Source organism: Paenibacillus sacheonensis, from assembly GCF_009909195.1.
Classification (GTDB): Bacteria; Bacillota; Bacilli; order Paenibacillales; family Paenibacillaceae; genus Paenibacillus_Z; species Paenibacillus_Z sacheonensis.
Map to the genome: position 1 here is coordinate 517,551 of NZ_JAAAMU010000001.1, position 15,492 is coordinate 533,042.

At 58.9% G+C, this 15,492-nt stretch carries 14 protein-coding genes; 9 read left to right on the plus strand and 5 right to left on the minus strand.

Features of this window, described 5'->3' with window-relative positions; genetic code table 11:
* Positions 1–35 precede the first annotated feature (35 nt).
* The 3 genes from GT003_RS02105 (at position 36) to GT003_RS02115 (ending at position 2,696) form a co-directional block, all read left to right on the plus strand.
* Complete coding sequence (locus tag GT003_RS02105; protein WP_161693891.1) at positions 36–1,517, plus strand: protein adenylyltransferase SelO; 1,482 nt, start codon at positions 36–38, stop codon at positions 1,515–1,517.
* A gap of 227 nt (positions 1,518–1,744) precedes the next feature.
* Positions 1,745–2,173, plus strand: a complete 429-nt coding sequence (locus tag GT003_RS02110) for a hypothetical protein (protein WP_161693893.1) — start codon at positions 1,745–1,747, stop codon at positions 2,171–2,173.
* 106 nt (positions 2,174–2,279) lie between these two features.
* Entirely contained in the window at positions 2,280–2,696 is a 417-nt protein-coding gene (locus GT003_RS02115) for a VOC family protein (protein WP_161693895.1), read from the plus strand.
* 102 nt (positions 2,697–2,798) lie between these two features.
* Here GT003_RS02115 and GT003_RS02120 read toward each other — a convergent pair whose 3' ends face one another.
* Genes GT003_RS02120 through GT003_RS02130 form a run of 3 tightly spaced genes read right to left on the minus strand, consistent with a single transcriptional unit; the run spans position 2,799 to position 6,054 of the window.
* A complete protein-coding gene (locus tag GT003_RS02120; protein WP_161693897.1) occupies positions 2,799–3,857 on the minus strand; it encodes an ABC transporter permease in 1,059 nt (352 codons plus the stop codon).
* Complete coding sequence (locus GT003_RS02125) at positions 3,854–4,885, minus strand: ABC transporter ATP-binding protein (RefSeq protein WP_239565640.1); 1,032 nt, start codon at positions 4,883–4,885, stop codon at positions 3,854–3,856. Before GT003_RS02125 ends, GT003_RS02120 begins: the two co-directional genes overlap by 4 nt.
* A 2-nt stretch (positions 4,886–4,887) precedes the next feature.
* Complete coding sequence (locus tag GT003_RS02130; protein WP_161693899.1) at positions 4,888–6,054, minus strand: COG1470 family protein; 1,167 nt, start codon at positions 6,052–6,054, stop codon at positions 4,888–4,890.
* A gap of 193 nt (positions 6,055–6,247) precedes the next feature.
* Between GT003_RS02130 and GT003_RS02135 the strand changes: the two genes are divergently transcribed.
* The 4 genes from GT003_RS02135 to GT003_RS02150 all read left to right on the plus strand — a co-directional run bounded on the left by GT003_RS02135 (position 6,248) and on the right by GT003_RS02150 (position 11,795).
* Entirely contained in the window at positions 6,248–6,844 is a 597-nt protein-coding gene (locus GT003_RS02135; RefSeq protein WP_161693901.1) for a sigma-70 family RNA polymerase sigma factor, read from the plus strand.
* On the plus strand, positions 6,841–7,647 hold the full coding sequence (locus GT003_RS02140) for an anti-sigma factor (protein WP_161693903.1): 807 nt from the start codon (positions 6,841–6,843) through the stop codon (positions 7,645–7,647). The genes GT003_RS02135 and GT003_RS02140 overlap by 4 nt, the downstream gene beginning before the upstream one ends.
* Before the next feature lie 53 nt (positions 7,648–7,700).
* The gene (locus tag GT003_RS02145) at positions 7,701–8,459 is read left to right on the plus strand and encodes a phospholipase D-like domain-containing protein (RefSeq protein WP_161693905.1); all 759 of its coding nucleotides are present in this window, start codon (positions 7,701–7,703) and stop codon (positions 8,457–8,459) included.
* Between the two features lie 240 nt (positions 8,460–8,699).
* Positions 8,700–11,795: a PAS domain S-box protein gene (locus GT003_RS02150; RefSeq protein WP_161693907.1), complete on the plus strand. Its 3,096-nt coding sequence runs from the start codon at positions 8,700–8,702 to the stop codon at positions 11,793–11,795.
* Positions 11,796–11,900: 105 nt separating this feature from the next.
* Here GT003_RS02150 and GT003_RS02155 read toward each other — a convergent pair whose 3' ends face one another.
* Complete coding sequence (locus tag GT003_RS02155) at positions 11,901–12,587, minus strand: TetR/AcrR family transcriptional regulator (RefSeq protein WP_161693909.1); 687 nt, start codon at positions 12,585–12,587, stop codon at positions 11,901–11,903.
* Between the two features lie 205 nt (positions 12,588–12,792).
* Between GT003_RS02155 and GT003_RS02160 the strand changes: the two genes are divergently transcribed.
* Together GT003_RS02160 and GT003_RS32800 are read left to right on the plus strand one after the other, a co-directional pair.
* The gene (locus GT003_RS02160; protein WP_161693912.1) at positions 12,793–14,244 is read left to right on the plus strand and encodes a DHA2 family efflux MFS transporter permease subunit; all 1,452 of its coding nucleotides are present in this window, start codon (positions 12,793–12,795) and stop codon (positions 14,242–14,244) included.
* Positions 14,245–14,357: 113 nt separating this feature from the next.
* Complete coding sequence (locus GT003_RS32800) at positions 14,358–14,483, plus strand: hypothetical protein (RefSeq protein WP_275589128.1); 126 nt, start codon at positions 14,358–14,360, stop codon at positions 14,481–14,483.
* 29 nt (positions 14,484–14,512) lie between these two features.
* Here GT003_RS32800 and GT003_RS02165 read toward each other — a convergent pair whose 3' ends face one another.
* Positions 14,513–15,331: a helix-turn-helix domain-containing protein gene (locus tag GT003_RS02165; protein ID WP_239565639.1), complete on the minus strand. Its 819-nt coding sequence runs from the start codon at positions 15,329–15,331 to the stop codon at positions 14,513–14,515.
* Positions 15,332–15,492: the final 161 nt, after the last annotated feature.

Genomic DNA, 15,492 nt, shown 5'->3' on the forward strand with positions numbered 1-15,492 from the left:
AAGGTCTGAATACAGGAGCTAAAGGAGGGATTGCCATGACAGCTAATCAAGCAAGCCGGCAGCCGGGCTGGAATATCGACAACAGCTACGCGAATCTGCCGGAAGCCCTATTCACGAGGCAGGATCCGGAACCGGTGGACGCGCCGAAGCTGGTTCGGTTTAACGTTCCGTTGGCCGCTGCCCTCGGATTGAACGCCGAGGCGCTGAATACCCCGGAGGGCGCTGCCGTGTTCGGCGGCAATGAGGTGCCGGTAGGCGCCATGCCGCTTGCGCAAGCGTATGCCGGACATCAATTCGGGCATCTCAACATGCTGGGGGACGGACGGGCGCTGCTGCTTGGCGAACAGATCACCCCCGCGGGAGAGCGGTTCGATATTCAGCTGAAAGGCTCCGGCCGGACGCCTTACTCCCGCCGCGGCGACGGCCGTGCGGGACTCGGTCCGATGCTGCGCGAATACATCATCAGCGAAGCCATGCATGCGCTGGGCATTCCGACTACGCGCAGCCTGGCGGTGACGGAAACGGGCGAGCCCGTATACCGCGAGACAGAGCAGCCCGGTGCCGTTCTGACCCGGGTGGCCGCGAGCCACATTCGCGTCGGCACGTTCCAATACGCCTCGGCTGGCCGGCCGGTCGAGGAACTGCGAGCTTTGGCGGACTATACGCTGAAGCGGCATTACCCTGAAGCTGCAGCGGAAGCGGGCGATGACAACAGCCTCGCGCTGCTGCGAGAAGTCATCAGGCGCCAAGCTTCGCTCATTGCCCGCTGGCAGCTCGCAGGCTTCATCCACGGCGTCATGAACACGGACAATATGGCGCTCAGCGGGGAGACGATCGACTATGGACCCTGCGCGTTCATGGATGCGTACGATCCGGCAACGGTCTTCAGCTCCATCGACACGCAAGGACGCTATGCGTATGGCAATCAGCCCCGCATCGCCGTTTGGAATTTGGCCCGGTTGGCGGAAGCGCTGCTGCCGGTGCTGCATGCCGACGAGGAGCAGGCGGTCAAGCTGGCGGAGGATGCGCTGGCGGGATTTATCGAGCAGTATCAGCATCATTGGCTCTCCGGAATGAGGGCGAAGCTCGGATTGACCGGCGAAGAGCCGGAGGATGAAGCGCTGGTCCAAGACCTGCTCGATCTGATGCAGAAGCATCGGGCGGATTATACGAATACGTTCGTCGCCTTGACGTTCGACAAGCCCGAGGAGACGCCCATGTCCGGCACGGCCGATTTCGATCGGTGGCAGGAACGATGGCTGGCGCGACGGGAGCGTCAACAGCTGTCGCGAGCTGCTTCCCGTCAACTGATGAAGGACAGCAATCCGGCGGTCATTCCGCGCAATCACCGGGTGGAGGAAGCGCTGCGAGCCGCAGTGGAAGAAGGCGATTACGCCGTGATGGACCGGCTGCTGGAGGTGCTTGCGCATCCATTCGCGCATGACCCGTCGCAAGCGGAATACGCCGAGCCGCCCGCGCCGTCGAATCGGCCCTATCAGACCTTTTGCGGGACTTGACGCAGGAGCGTTCATCCAAATCATAATGCGTGCGAAACAGGTCAGCGGCTAGCCGCTGACCTGTTTTTGCTGCCGCCAAGCGTTATGCGCATTGCGTCAACGTCTCTCGTCTTTCTTGGCTTGATAAGTTCGGTGCCGGCAATCGTCCAGGCAACCTTTTCCGCTTTCAAGCCGTCTTAGTAAATCAAGAAAAGGATAAGCCGACGCTCGGATATGGAGGCGGTACTATGAGGAAGAAGTTCATCGTCGTGATCGGATTGTTCGCCTTGTCGCTTTCGGCCTGCGGGGCAGCGGAAGAGAAGAATGCCGACAGGACCGTCGGCGACGATCATCCGCAGACAAAGGTCAGCGGCTCGGCATCTTGGGCCTACGCATTCGTCGTATGGAACCATGGTCAGACGTATGCGATCAGCGACGAGGCCGTCCCGGAGGCAGAGATAGGAAGACAGATCGGCGAAGTACGAAGGAACGTCTCGAACATGGATTCCATTGCCGTTCCAGAGGGAGAGGCGATTCAGCCGTACGAGAAGCAGGACGGCGACAGCAGCCTGCTGAAGGAAGGCAGCAAGCTGTTCGAGCTGACCGGAACGGCGGTCGACAGCGCCATCGTCGTCATGAACGGCGGCAACTACGTGAAGGCCGCCCGCGCGGAATGACGAACCATTAAGCCGCCGATCGAGGCTATGCGCTTGCAAGGCCAGCCGGCGGCATTATTTGACATGGTTTTCCGAATCCGATATCCTGACGAGGAGGTGATCGATTGTGGGAATTCAATCCGATAAAATATTCATTAATTTGCCGGTAAAAGATATCAAGAAGTCCGTCCATTTCTTCAATGACGTCGGCTTTGGGTTCAATGCCCAATTCACGGACGAGAACGCGGCCTGCATGGTCATCAGCGAGCATATCTTCGTGATGCTGCTGTCCGAGCCTTATTTCCAGACCTTCACGAAGAAACCCGTTTCCGATGCGAGCGCGGGCACCGAGGTGATTTTGGCCATATCCGCTTCCAGCAGGGAAAGCGTGGACGAGATCGTGTACAAGGCGCTTTCCTCCGGCGGTCAAATATCGAACGATCCGCAAGACCACGGCTTCATGTACGCCTGGAGCTTCCAGGATGTGGACGGCCACTTGTGGGAAGTCATCTACATGGACGAGAGCGCCGTCGCCCAAGGCTAACGAAGCAAGGCTGGTGAAACCAAGCCCGATGAACGACGGAAATCCCGCAGCATGAATAGTCAAGACCCCTTCGCCTGCCGGCGAAGGGGTTTTTCGTTTGGCTTAGGATCGGGATCGTATCTCCTGCCGCATGAACAACAAGTACGAGAACCCGAAGCAGATGAGCGTGGCCGCAACCAGGCCGACAAGCTGCGGCCAGCAGAGAAGAAGGCTCTGACCGAGCGGGAGCGGGCTTGCGATCGCGCCGACCACCTGTTCCGTCGTCAACGGGCCCAAGGATCGGACGCCTGGGGCGAGCATCGTGCTCGTCGTCTCCGAGAACAGAAAGGAGGGCGACAGCCGATTGAGCGCGAGCATCATTTTGGCATGTCGAAGCAGCATGGACAACGCCGACGTCTCGGGCGGCATCGTCGCCCGGTCGACGATGCCCATAATCATGCTGTAGAACACCGAGAAGAAGATCCAGAGCGCGATGCCCGACAGCGCGGAGGTCGCGGCTTGACGGAATCGGATGGAGAAGAGCATCGACAGGTTCAACCAGAAGCCGACGTAGACGACCCCTATTGCCAGGAAGAGGACGACGCGGACGACCTCCTCGGGCGTCGGCGGGTAGCCGATCGTGAACAGGCCGAGCCCCATGACGAGAAACCCGAGCGCGTACAGCACGACCGCGATCAGCAGCAGCGAGGCGGTGAATTTGGCCCGGATAAAATCGTCGCGGTAAATGGGCTGGGAAAGCATGCGGCTCAGCGTGCCTTTGCCCCGTTCGGAGTTGATGGCATCGAAGCCCAGCGCGATTCCCATTAACGGGCCCAGGAACGAGACGAAAGTGGTAAAGGTCGGGAGCGTCCCGTCGGAAGCGGTGAACATCTGTAGAAATAGAAACGACGTGTCGGTATCCTGCGTCTTGACGCCGTCCTTCAGCGCCGTGACCGCCGCATAGATCGAACCGATGCAGGCAAGCGCGATGATGCCGATCAGGATGCCGAAGCGCCAGCTTCGCATATGATCGCCGAATTCCTTCTGCACGATGACCCAGAACGGGGACGCCGTGCCGCGTTCCGCCGGCACGTTCTCGGCTCTCGCCGGAGGGCGGCCGAAATCCTTCAAGCGAGCCAGCTTTCGCCGTAACCCGTTAACATGAGCCGTTGCGTCGATCACGCCGATCCTCCCCCTTCGAAGTAGCGGTGGTAAATATCGTCCAGTCCGTATTGCTTGCGGCTGACCGCATGCAGCGATGCGCCGCTGTCGATGACGGCCCTCGCGGCATCGGTCGTTAGATCTCGCTCGCAGCGGAGCTGGATGCGGACCGTCTCTTCCCCTGAACTTGCTTCATCCGGCGCTGCGTTTCTTCGTTCGGGAACGCCGAACGACAGGATGCCGGGGATTCCGGCCAGCCGTTCGCCGAGCTCTTCGCTCCAGCCGGACACCTCTAGTTCGACCGTAACGGCCCGATCGTCGTCCAACTGCTCGGCCAGCGATTTGACGTCTCCCGAAGCGATGAGCTCGCCGCGGACGAATAAGCCGACCCGGTCGCAGATTTGCTGAACCTGATGAAGATGGTGAGAGGATAGAAGCACGGTCAGCCCTTCCAGACGGCTTAGATCGCGTATGAGCTGCAGCAGCTCCCGCACGCCCTCCGGATCGATCCCAAGCGTGGGCTCGTCGAGGACGATAACCTCCGGATGCTTGATTAGCACGTCCGCGATGCCGAGCCGCTGCCGCATGCCGCGCGAGAACGCCCCGACCTTCTTATCCAGCGCGCCGGACAAGCCTACCCGTTCCAGCAGCTCCAGCGCCTTACGGCGGGCCGGCTCCGAGGCGATGCGGTTCAAGCGGGCCGTGAAGAGCAAATTGTCCAAAGCCGTACGATCTTCATAGAAGCCGACATCGTCCGGCATATAGCCGACTCGCCGCTTTACCTGGAGCGGCTGCCGCGTCGGATCAAGGCCGCACACCCGAACCCGTCCGCTCGTCGGCTCGGTCAAGCCAAGCATCATCAGGATCGTCGTCGTTTTGCCTGCGCCGTTCGGTCCGAGGAGACCGAAGATCTCGCCTTTGGCGATGGTCAGATCGAGTTCGTTTACGGCGGCATGGCCGTCATACCGCTTCGTCAATCGGCTCAGCTCGATAATTGGAAGGGCCGCCTCCGCGGTTGCCGCCTGCGTTTCTGGGTGTACCATTACCATGGCTACCGCCTCCCGTATTTGCGGAACAAGACGTAGATGCCGGCCGCGACGACGAGAATGATCAGGATGCCGATCCAGCCCCAGAGCACCGAAGACTTGACGGCAACGCGAATCTGGGCGTCGGCGCTTTTCTCCGGCGATGCCGCGTTGATGCTGACGACGTAGTCGCCGGCCAGCGCCTTCTTGTCGGCCTTTATCGTTGCCTGTACATGGGACGCCTTGCCAGGCGCGATGCTGTCCACGTTGGCTGGCTCGAAAGTAACCTCCCAGCCGGGTGGCGCTTCGGCGGACAAGGCGACGTTCTTCAGCTCCGAGGAGCCCGCGTTCGTCACGACCAGGTCCATATGCCGTGTCGAGCCTGCCGTAACATCGGTACTGAGCACGTTGTCCGCCGTACTTAGCTTCAAATCGTAAGTACCGGTCACGACGGCTTCCACGGTCGTATCGGCAGAGGTGGCGTTATTGCCGGCCGAGATCGGTATCTTGTACGAGCCGGCCGTAACGGTTTCCGGCGGCTTAACGCCGATGCTGATCGATTTCTCCCCGTTCGGATCCACCTGGACGGAGGTCACGCTGGTACCGCCATCGGAGAAGGTGACGTCCCAGCCCGGGTCCGCCTGTGCCTGCAGCGCGTAGGTCTGCTTCTCCGCCGTGCGGTTGTGCAAGGTAGCGCTGAAGGTGAAGGTCGAATCGGAATGCCCCTGCATATTGGGCTGATCCGTCGTCAGCTCGGTGCGGAAGGTGCCTTTCTCGGATACGTCTACCGATAACGGCAGCGTCGCGCCGCCGGCGGTAACTTTGAAGCCGTATACGCCTTTGTCGACCTCGAGCGGAACGTCCAGCTGCAAATTGACGGTTTGCGTCTCGCCGGCCTTGACGGCAAGGCGGCTGACCGACCTTCCGCCGGCCGTCAGCTGATAGTCCCACTTGTTCCCTTCGGGATCGAAGCCGATGGTTACCGCTTCCGTCGAGCTGCCGCGGTTGATGACGTCGACGGCGTACGAGATTGAATCGCCCGGCGGTGCGGAGAGCTCCAAGTAAGGCGTGTACAGCTCGACGGAGCCGGCGGCCGCGGCGGATCCGGCGCCGACGCCGAACAGTGCCGAGCCCAGTGCGAGACAGATTCCGAGAAGACCCGCAAGGCTTGCTTTGCGGAATGAGCGAAGCATGTGAACCCCTCCTTGAACGAATGTTTGCAGCCCCTCTGGGAGCAGCTTTCATTGTCGGTACGAACGGCTGAGCAGGTTGGATTTACGTCCGCATAAAAATTTTTTTGTTTTCGAAGGACGCGAATTTTGATACAAAAGAAATAGGAGGAAGGGGTTCCTCGGAAGCAGTCGATCGGAAGGAGGAGTGGCGGCAATGGAAGGTTCCGGCGAACAGATGGCCGTTGTGCTTCGCGAGATGTGCGAAGGGTCCGTGGAGGCGTTCGACGCGTTTTACGCCCGTTATACGCCGCTGATCATGGGAATTGCGCTGCGAATGCTCGGCGACCGGATGGAAGCGGAAGATGCCTGCCATGACATCTTCCTCGAAGCGCTCCGCCGGGGGGGACGTTACGATCCGCGGCGCGGCTCCGTGGATGCATGGCTGGCAGTCATGACGAGGAGCCGCTGTCTCGACCGGCTTCGCCGCGGCAAAAAGCAGGTTTGCCGGGAGGAATGGGAAGCGGAAGCCGTGTCGGACTGGGAGGAGCCGGCCGAGGAGAAGGCGATGTCGCGCCTGCAGCGAGAAGCGGTTCGCGAAGCGCTGCGGGGACTGCCCGAGCAGCAGCTTCAAGCGGTGGTGGCCAGCTACTATGGCGCCAAGACCCACAGCGAAATGGCTTCCTCCTGGAACGTTCCGCTCGGGACCGTGAAGTCTTGGGTGCGTTACGGCCTGCACAACGTGCGCAGGCAATTGGAGAAACGCGGCTGGGCAGGGGATCGCGATCACGGCACGGGGGAGGTGCGCAAATGAACGGAACGCCTGGGTTTCGGTCGGAAACATGCCCGAAGCATTACGCGGAAGAGGATTGGATCGATTGGCTGCTGGGCCGAAAGCCGAAGCTTGAATATGAGACGATGACCGGCCATCTTGAGCGCTGTCCAAGATGCCGCGGGATCGAAGCGGCATGGGCGCCGCTGCTTAAGAACGACGGGCTTCGGGAGAATGACGTTCCTGCCGATGGGCCGCGGATGGCTAAATCCCATCTGCTTTCCGAGGCGATGCATCGCCGTCTTCGCGGGCGCGTCCGTCTGCGCGCGGCGGGAATCCGCGCGCGCCGCGCGCTGCACGCGCACCGCAGGACGGCAGTTGCCTTGGCGGCGGCCGCCGCGCTGTTGTTGTGCGTTGCCGGGTTATACCGAACGACGGCGAGCCAGTCGGATCAACGCAAGGCTGCCGCGGCCGTCCTTGAGCCGACCGCCCAGTCCTTCCTTGAGGATCCGCAGACGGCAAGCTACCGCATTCATCCGGGGCAGGAAGCGCTGGGGGAAGGCTATATCTGGTTCAACGATTCGTCCGGCGAAATGTACGTTATGCTGGATGGCGTGCTTCCGAGCGAGGATCATGACGTGCAGGCCTGGGCGGTGGATGCACAGGAGCGCGAGCGCGTGAACTTGGGCTTGCTGCATCATGATCGCGCGAGCCGCGCTTACTTGTATATCAGGAAAGGGATGCTGCTTCAGGCCCATCATATCGCGCTGACCGTAGAACCGTCGGGAGGCAGCAGCATGCCGACGGAACCCGACGCGTTGGTTTTCCGTCTGCGCCGCGGTTGATCCCGGCCGGTTTCATGGTAAACTGGAGGAAAACGTATGCAGGAGGCCGCATCATGAAACGCATCTCATTCGTACTTCCGGCCTTATTGTCCGTCTTCCTCGCCAGCTGTTCGATCTACGCTTCGCCTTCGGCAACGGCCCCGGAGGCGGAAGGCGTCCACGCGGAATGGGCATTCACGCAGGCCGGCCAGAAACCGGAGAAGCTGCTGATCGACGTTATCGACGACGCTGCGAAAACGCTGGATATCGCGATCTATAGTCTGACGAAACCGGATATCGTCGATGCGATCAAACGCGCGAAACGGCGCGGCGTCAACGTCAGGCTCATCACGGACCGCATCCAGGCCGGCGGCAAGAGCCAGCAGGAAGCGCTGAAGCTGCTGGGCAGCGCGGGCATCCCGATGAAGCTGAACAAGCATAGCGGCTTGATGCATCTCAAAATGGTCGTCGCAGACGACGAAACGGCGACGACCGGCTCGTTCAACTACTCGAAAGCGGCAAGCACCGACAACGACGAAGTGCTGATGGTGCTGCGGAATGCCGACGTCGCCAAGTCGTTCGAGAGCCAATTCGAAGCGATGTGGACGGATACGGCAGCTTTTGCGGCGGTATCGCCCGCAATCGCGGATGGAACCGCAGGTCCGGCGAAGTCAACCGCTCCCGCCGCTCCCGCCGATTCTTCCGGAGGGACGGTCGTTTATCGCAGCTGCGCCGAAGCGAAAGCGGCCGGCAAGACGCCGCTCCACCGGGGAGATCCCGGTTACAGCGCCAAAATGGACGGCGACGGAGATGGCGTCGCTTGCGAGTCTTGATGTAGAAGCCCGCATCCGCGGATTTGTGTCTGTCAGGCCAACCAGTTTCATCTGGTTGGCCTATTTATTTGGTTGCTTGTCTATTCGGGCGACAAAAGACGACAAGAACTTCGGATGAGCGCAGGGTTTTGCGATTTTTTGTCGAATCCTTGAATCAAGCGTCATCGTTTTCCGCTGCATTCATTAAAGGAGTGACCGAACATAAACACCGTGCCTCACCGTTGGAAGAGAAAACCGACGTTGAACGCCAGACTGAGAGCGCTCGGACTCGTATTCGTCCTGATCGTCGGCTGCGCGTGCACGTCTATTTTTTCCTATGTCGAGCTTATGCATCAAGAGAAGAATATCCATCATCAACTGGAACAGACGATTATGCTGCAGCAGCAGTTTATCGATAAATGGCTTGACGACCGGATGGCGGACATCAAGGTGATCGCGAACGATCCAGCGCATATGACGGGCGACAAGGCGAGAATCCAACAGCTGATGGCACTCGTCAAAGAAAACCACCGGGAATTCCGCTCGATCGGGCTCGTCGGCCGCGACGGCAAAACCTCTGACGGCAGGGATCTTAGGGACAGGCCGTATTATCAGGCTGCCATGCAGGGGGCTGCGACCGTATCGGACGTGCTCGCCTCGCGCGTAGACGGCAAACGGATCATCGTGTTTGCTTCGCCCGTCGTTTCGAAAGAGCATTCCTTTCAAGGGGTTATTATGGGGACGGTCGAACTGACGACGATCGAGCAGCTCATGCGGCGGTTTACGTACGGCGAGCAAGGGCAGACGTACGTGGTCAATCGGGACGGAACGCTGATTACGGGCGAGGGGAGCGGGGCCGCTAACCCCCTCCGAATCCATGACGCCCTATTGGAGAAAGCGAAAGCCGGCCGTATCTCCCTGCACGCGTACAACAATTACCTCGGCGTCTCCGTTTACGGAGCGTATTTATGGACCAAGAACGGCAGCTGGCTGATCATCGGCGAAGCGGCCAAGGCAGATGTGCTGTCGGCGCTGTATACGGAGCTGAGATACGCATCGTTGTTCATATTGCTGGCCATGCTTGCGGCCGTGCTCGTCATGCTTCGCACGTCCAAACGGATATCGAGCCCGGTCAACCAATTGCTGCGCGGCGTTCGGATTATCAGGGACGGGGATTATCATTACCGGATCGATCCCGGCGTGCTGGCGTCATCGACGATTGAGTTTCAACAGCTGGGCCAATCCTTCAACGCGATGTCCGATACGATTCGGGAGCGGTCGGAAGCGCTCAGCCAAGAGCGTAATTTTGCATCGTCCATCATCGATACGGCTGCTTCGCTGATCGTCGTACTCGACAGGGACGGCGGCATGCTGCGATTTAATCGAAGCTGCGAGCAGGCTACCGGCTATTCGTTCGATGAGGTGCGGAATGCCTCCATCTACGACATGCTCATTCCGCCCGAAGAGGAAGAGTCCGTCCGCTCGCATTTCCGGGCGCTGCTTTCCGCGGGCGGAAGCTATCGCAACGAGAATCACTGGCGGACGCGTTCCGGCGAGCTGCGGCTGATCGCCTGGTCCAACACGATCGTGCAAGAGCCCAATGGCAACGTCAAGCACATTATCGGCATCGGCATCGATATTACGGAACAGCGCAAGGTGGAACGCGCGCTCGGCGAAAGCGAGGAACGGTTCAGGCTGATCGTCGGTTCCATGGAAGAAGTCGTGGCGACGTACGATGCCGAGCTGAAGCTGACCGGCGTCTACGGCCGGTCCATGAACGATAGCGGCCAAGCTTTCGGGGCGGTGCAAACGGGGATGAAGGTGCGTCAGCCGATGGGCGCCGATAACGCCGATTTGCATGAGCAGGCGATGCGGCTCGCGCTTCGGGAGAAGACGAACGTCATCGAATGGTCCGCCGAATCGTCGGAAGGCGCTCCGCGCAGCTACCAAACCTCCTATTCCACGCTTCGCGACAACAGCGAGATTATGGGCGTCGTCGCGGTCAGCCGCGACATTACGCAGCTGAAGTCGGCGGAGGAAGCGTATCGGGAGTCTCAGGCGCGGATCACGAATATACTGGAGAGCATCACGGATGCCTTCATGGCGCTGAATTATGATTGGACGCTGGCTTACGTGAACAGCGAAGCGGAGAGCATGCTCGGCAGAAGCCGCTCGCAGATCATGGGCAAGCTGCTCTGGGACGTATTCCCCGATATGGCGGATTCGCCTATGCGCGAGTGCTGCCGGCAAGCCATGGAGAAGCAGATGCCGGTCTCGACGGAGGATTACGTGCCGCATCTGAAGGCGTGGTACAGCGTGCATATCTACCCTTCCAAGGTCGGTCTGTCCATCTATCTTCAGGACATCACGGTGCGCAAGGAGCTGGAGCAGACGGCCGCCGAAAGCCGGCTCCGGCTTACCTCGATCATCGAAACGGTGCCGTCGGGGATTATCGTCGTCGATCAGAACGGACAGATCGTCGTGGCGAACCGGATGGCGGAAGAGATCTACGGCATGAGCAAGGAAGAGATAATCAGCCATCCTTACGACAGCCGGATATGGAAGCTGTCCGACTTCGCCGGCAATCCGCTGCCGGTCGAGGACTATCCCGTCTCGATCGCTATTCGGACGGGCTTGCCGGTGTCGAACAGCGAATATATTTTCCGGAGGCCTAACGGGGAAAGCGCGATGATCTCCTGCAATTGCTCGCCGCTGTTCGATCATGAGGGGAACGTGACCAGCGTGCTCGTCTCGCTGTCCGACATTACGGGGCGGATCGCGACGCAGACAGAGCTTCGAGCCGCTAACGACGAGCTGCGAAAGCTGTCCTCGCTTGACGGTTTGACGGGAATATTCAATCGGCGCTACTTCAACGAGCAGCTGCGCGCGGAATGGAACACGCACACGCTGAGGAAGGAACCGCTGTCGCTTATCATGCTGGATATCGATTATTTCAAAGCGTACAACGATACGTACGGGCATCTCGGCGGCGACATGTGCCTGAAGACCGTCGCGTCCACGATCCGGTCCTCGCTCAAGAAGCAGCGGTATTTCGTGGCGCGTTACGGCGGCGAAGAGTTCGGCATCGTGCTGCCGGGCGCGTCGCTTGACGAAGCGGCAAGTCTCGCGGAGTCGCTACGGGAACGCATCGAGAGCAAAGAAATCTCGCATGCGAATTCCAAAGTCAGCCGCTACGTGACGATCAGTCTCGGCGTGGCATCGTTCGTGCCGAAGTTCGGGAGCGAGGAGGACGCGCTGGTCGCGGCGGCGGACAAATGCTTGTACGAGGCGAAGCGGACGCGCAATCGGGTCGTGGCCCATGAGAATCGATCGGATCGGGAGAAAGTCTCGATCTAGCCTCCAGCCTGCAATAGAAAGGACCGCGGCAAGCGTCTAAGCGCCTGCCGCGGTCCTTTGTCGTTCAAACGTGCAATTCGGATCCATGTCGTTCAATCGTTCGCATCAATACACGCCGTAAGTGACTTTGCGAACGAGCTGTTCGATCCGTTCCGCCATGCCCGAATCGTCGAGCTGTCCGTAGACTTCGACCCTGAACAGCTGCCGCTTCTTGATTTGATAATAATCCGCGATTGCGCCCCGAAGCGTCAAATCATGCTTCATCAAGTAGTGCGGATCCAGCAGATGGCGGAACATGAGCTCATCCTGAACGATCAGCAGCGTGGTGTTCGTATCGTACATGATGCCGTCCCGGATGCCCTGGTCGTAGAAGCGGCGCAGCCGCTCGTTCCGTTCGCTGATCGCGACCTCGATGGACGCCATCAGCTGCGGATACACTTCGCGCAGATCGCCGAAGAACGTCTCCGTGCCGTAGTTGGCGATAAGCAGCGTTTGGGCGAAGGAAGATTTGAAGCCTTTAAAGTAATCCTCCGCGCTGCCGGTGTCGTATTGACATTCTGCTCCTACGACATACTGCGTGAACAGCTGCACCAGAATTTCTATGATTTCGTCACGGGAAGTGAAATATTTGTACAAGGTCGCTTTGGACAGGTCCATCGTTTTGGCGATGTCGTCCATGCGAAGGCTTTGGAAGCCGTTTAATTTAACGGGATGAAGGAGCTTGGCTACGTATTTGTTCTTGATCGTCTCGTCCGTATACCGGCATTGCTGCGTTTCGTTGCTCGGTTCCATTGGCTCACGCTCTCTTTCTATATCTTAAGTATACACAAAGCGGAGCTTGAAATAAACGATATAGCCAAACTAAACTAATATTGACGAAATGAGTTTACTTTATCTAGGCGTTGGTGTATGATCAGTTTTACAAAATGGCCGACGCACGGCAATCGACGTGCGCAATAGAGCCATGACGATAACGCGAGGGAGAGAACCAAACCGAATGAGCACTTCGAACGTACCTAACGTCCGCTTCTGGCCCATTATGACCGCTATCTTTTTCGGCGCCTTTCTAAGCATACTCGGCATCAGTACGATCAATGTGGCGCTGACGATCTTCATGGGAGATTTTCATGCATCGCTGAGCACGGTGCAGTGGACGCTCACCGGCTTCATGCTGTCGCTCGGCACGATCGCGCCGCTGACAGGCTACTTGGGCGATAAGTTCGGGTATAAGAACGTCTATTTGTTTGCGATGATCGGCTTTGTCGCCTTCTCGCTGCTGTGCGGATTTTCGTGGAATATCGGTTCGCTGATCACCTTCCGCATTTTGCAGGGGATTTTCACCGGCTTGATTCTGCCGGCGACGATGACGATTATTTTCCAAGTAATTCCGCGGGAGAAGCAGCCGTTCGCCGTCAGCATCTGGGGGCTGTCCGCCATGCTGGCGCCCGCATTCGGCCCGACGATCAGCGGCTGGCTGATTCAGCAGCTGAGCTGGCACTGGCTGTTCTTCATCAATGTTCCGATCGGCCTGCTGGCCATCGTCTTCATCATGATCATGATTCCGAGCTACCGCATCGGCCAACCTTCGCCGCTCGATAAGCTCGGACTGTTCACCGTCATGGCAAGCAGCGCTTCGCTGCTCGTCGCGCTCAGCCAAGGACGTCAATGGGGCTGGGATTCCAGTAAGACGATCGGCTTGTTCGCCATCGGAGCGCTGCTTCTGGCCGTCTTCATCGTCTGGGAGCTGAGGGCGAAGAATCCGCTGCTGAACCTGCGCGTGTTCGGAAACTACCGTTTCTCCATTACGCTGGTGGCGAATACGATCATTACGATCAGCCTCTATTCCGGCACGCTGCTCGTTCCGCTGTTCCTGCAGAACGTACAGCAAACTTCCGCGATGGACACCGGGCTGATCCTGCTTCCGTCCTCGCTGATCATGGCGCTCGCCATGCCGATCGCCGGTAAAATCTATCCGATCGTCGGCGCCAAATGGATGACGATCGCAGGTCTCGTGCTCATCATTTACGGCAGCTACGAGATGACGCAGCTTCACAGCGACAGCACGCATTTCTACATTATTCTGTGGATGGCCGTCCGAAATCTCGGCGTATCGCTCGCAGCCGCGGCGACGAGCACGGCGGCCATGGAAGAGATCGGACCGGCCATGGTCGGCCACGCTTCTTCCGTTACGAACTGGGTGCGTAACGTCGGCGGTTCGTTCGCCATCGCCTTGTTCACCTCGCTGCTCGCGTCCCATACGCTGACGCATGCGACCGACCTGACGCAGGGCGGACAGGAAACCGCGCAGCTCATCCCGCTGCTGTCCTTCACGATGAGCGTGAACGACGTGTTCCTGATCGCGACCTTCATCGCGGTCGCTGCCATTCCATTCACGCTGCTGATCCGCCGGAGACTGAAGGTCTCGCAGGCGGGGACCGTGGCGGCATAAACCGGAAAGTTATCGTTGTTTTTATAGAAACTTCTCATAGAAACTTCCCATCGAAACTTCTCATAGAAACAACACCAAAACCGCCGTTCTTCTCAGAGGAAGAATCGGCGGTTTTGGTGTTCGTTCAAGGCCGCTGCGATTTGCCCTTTGGGCAGCTGGTCGGCAAACCAATCCGGATACAGCTTCGCGGGGCGGGTCAAGCGATCCAGCTCTTCGGCTTCATCGGTGCCGAGCGTTAAGCCTGCTGCGCCTAAGGCCGGAAGCGGCGCTATCGGGAATCCCGCGGCGCATTCTTGTAGCTCCGCGGATTGACGCCGAAGCGCTTGCGGAACTGATTGGCAAAATGGTTATAGTTCTCGAAGCCGACATCCGCCGCAACTTCGGACGCCTGCCGTCCGGTATGCTCGAGAAGCACGGCCGCCTGCCGGATCCGCATATCGTTCAAGGAATCGATGATGGACATGCCGGTCGATTCCTTGTAGAGATGCGACAGCCTGGATGGCGATAAACCGATCTCCTGCGCCAAGTCTTCAATCCGAACGGGCTCCCGCATACGGGAAGAGAGCAGGTAACGCACCTCCTCGATCCGCGGATCGAGCGGCTTGGCATACCGCTGCGCGAGCAGCAGGATAACCTCCCGAATCGTATTCTCGCACAACTCCCCCCAGAACGCGCTCTGCTCGATGGCGTCCGAGAGGATTCGTTGGAATGCCCGCCCGGCCCGTTTGCGCGCCGATTCGTTGTCCAAGGCATGAATCAGCAGCTGCTCGCCCGGCAGCAGGCTCGTTTCCGTAATCCGAGAGGTGAAATGCGCCCAGATGAAATTCCAGTGGCCGCCTTTGCGCGTTCCATATTGGTGAGGAACTCCCGGCTGCATCAGCGTTACTTCGCCGGCCTGGCAGAATCGTTCCTCTCCATCGATGAGGAAATAACCGCTTCCATCCAAGGTGTACGTAATCAGCCAGTCGCTCATGCCGCCCGGCCTTTTGATGAAATACGTGTCCGACTGATTGAAATGTCCGGCAATGACGGCATTTGCTCCTTGTTCCTTGATCATCGAAGGCAGTCGTTTGTCGATTGCGCTCATACCGGTGCCACGCCCCCAGCCAATTTAAGAATAGGTTCATTATAGCAGGATTGCAGCAGTTTTCAGCATAATTCTTACTTCAGCTTTGAGACGGATCATTCTACAATGTAGTCATAGGAAGCACATGCATTTCATGTCAACTCATGCACAGGGGGAACGAT

Coding starts and splice junctions, on each gene's coding strand:
- GT003_RS02105 (WP_161693891.1), top strand. CDS start 36: ATGACAGCTAATCAAGCAAGCCGGCAGCCGGGCTGGAATATCGACAAC.
- GT003_RS02110 (WP_161693893.1), top strand. CDS start 1,745: ATGAGGAAGAAGTTCATCGTCGTGATCGGATTGTTCGCCTTGTCGCTT.
- GT003_RS02125 (WP_239565640.1), bottom strand. CDS start 4,885: ATGGTAATGGTACACCCAGAAACGCAGGCGGCAACCGCGGAGGCGGCC.
- GT003_RS02130 (WP_161693899.1), bottom strand. CDS start 6,054: ATGCTTCGCTCATTCCGCAAAGCAAGCCTTGCGGGTCTTCTCGGAATC.
- GT003_RS02135 (WP_161693901.1), top strand. CDS start 6,248: ATGGAAGGTTCCGGCGAACAGATGGCCGTTGTGCTTCGCGAGATGTGC.
- GT003_RS02140 (WP_161693903.1), top strand. CDS start 6,841: ATGAACGGAACGCCTGGGTTTCGGTCGGAAACATGCCCGAAGCATTAC.
- GT003_RS02145 (WP_161693905.1), top strand. CDS start 7,701: ATGAAACGCATCTCATTCGTACTTCCGGCCTTATTGTCCGTCTTCCTC.
- GT003_RS02155 (WP_161693909.1), bottom strand. CDS start 12,587: ATGGAACCGAGCAACGAAACGCAGCAATGCCGGTATACGGACGAGACG.
- GT003_RS02160 (WP_161693912.1), top strand. CDS start 12,793: ATGAGCACTTCGAACGTACCTAACGTCCGCTTCTGGCCCATTATGACC.
- GT003_RS02165 (WP_239565639.1), bottom strand. CDS start 15,331: ATGAGCGCAATCGACAAACGACTGCCTTCGATGATCAAGGAACAAGGA.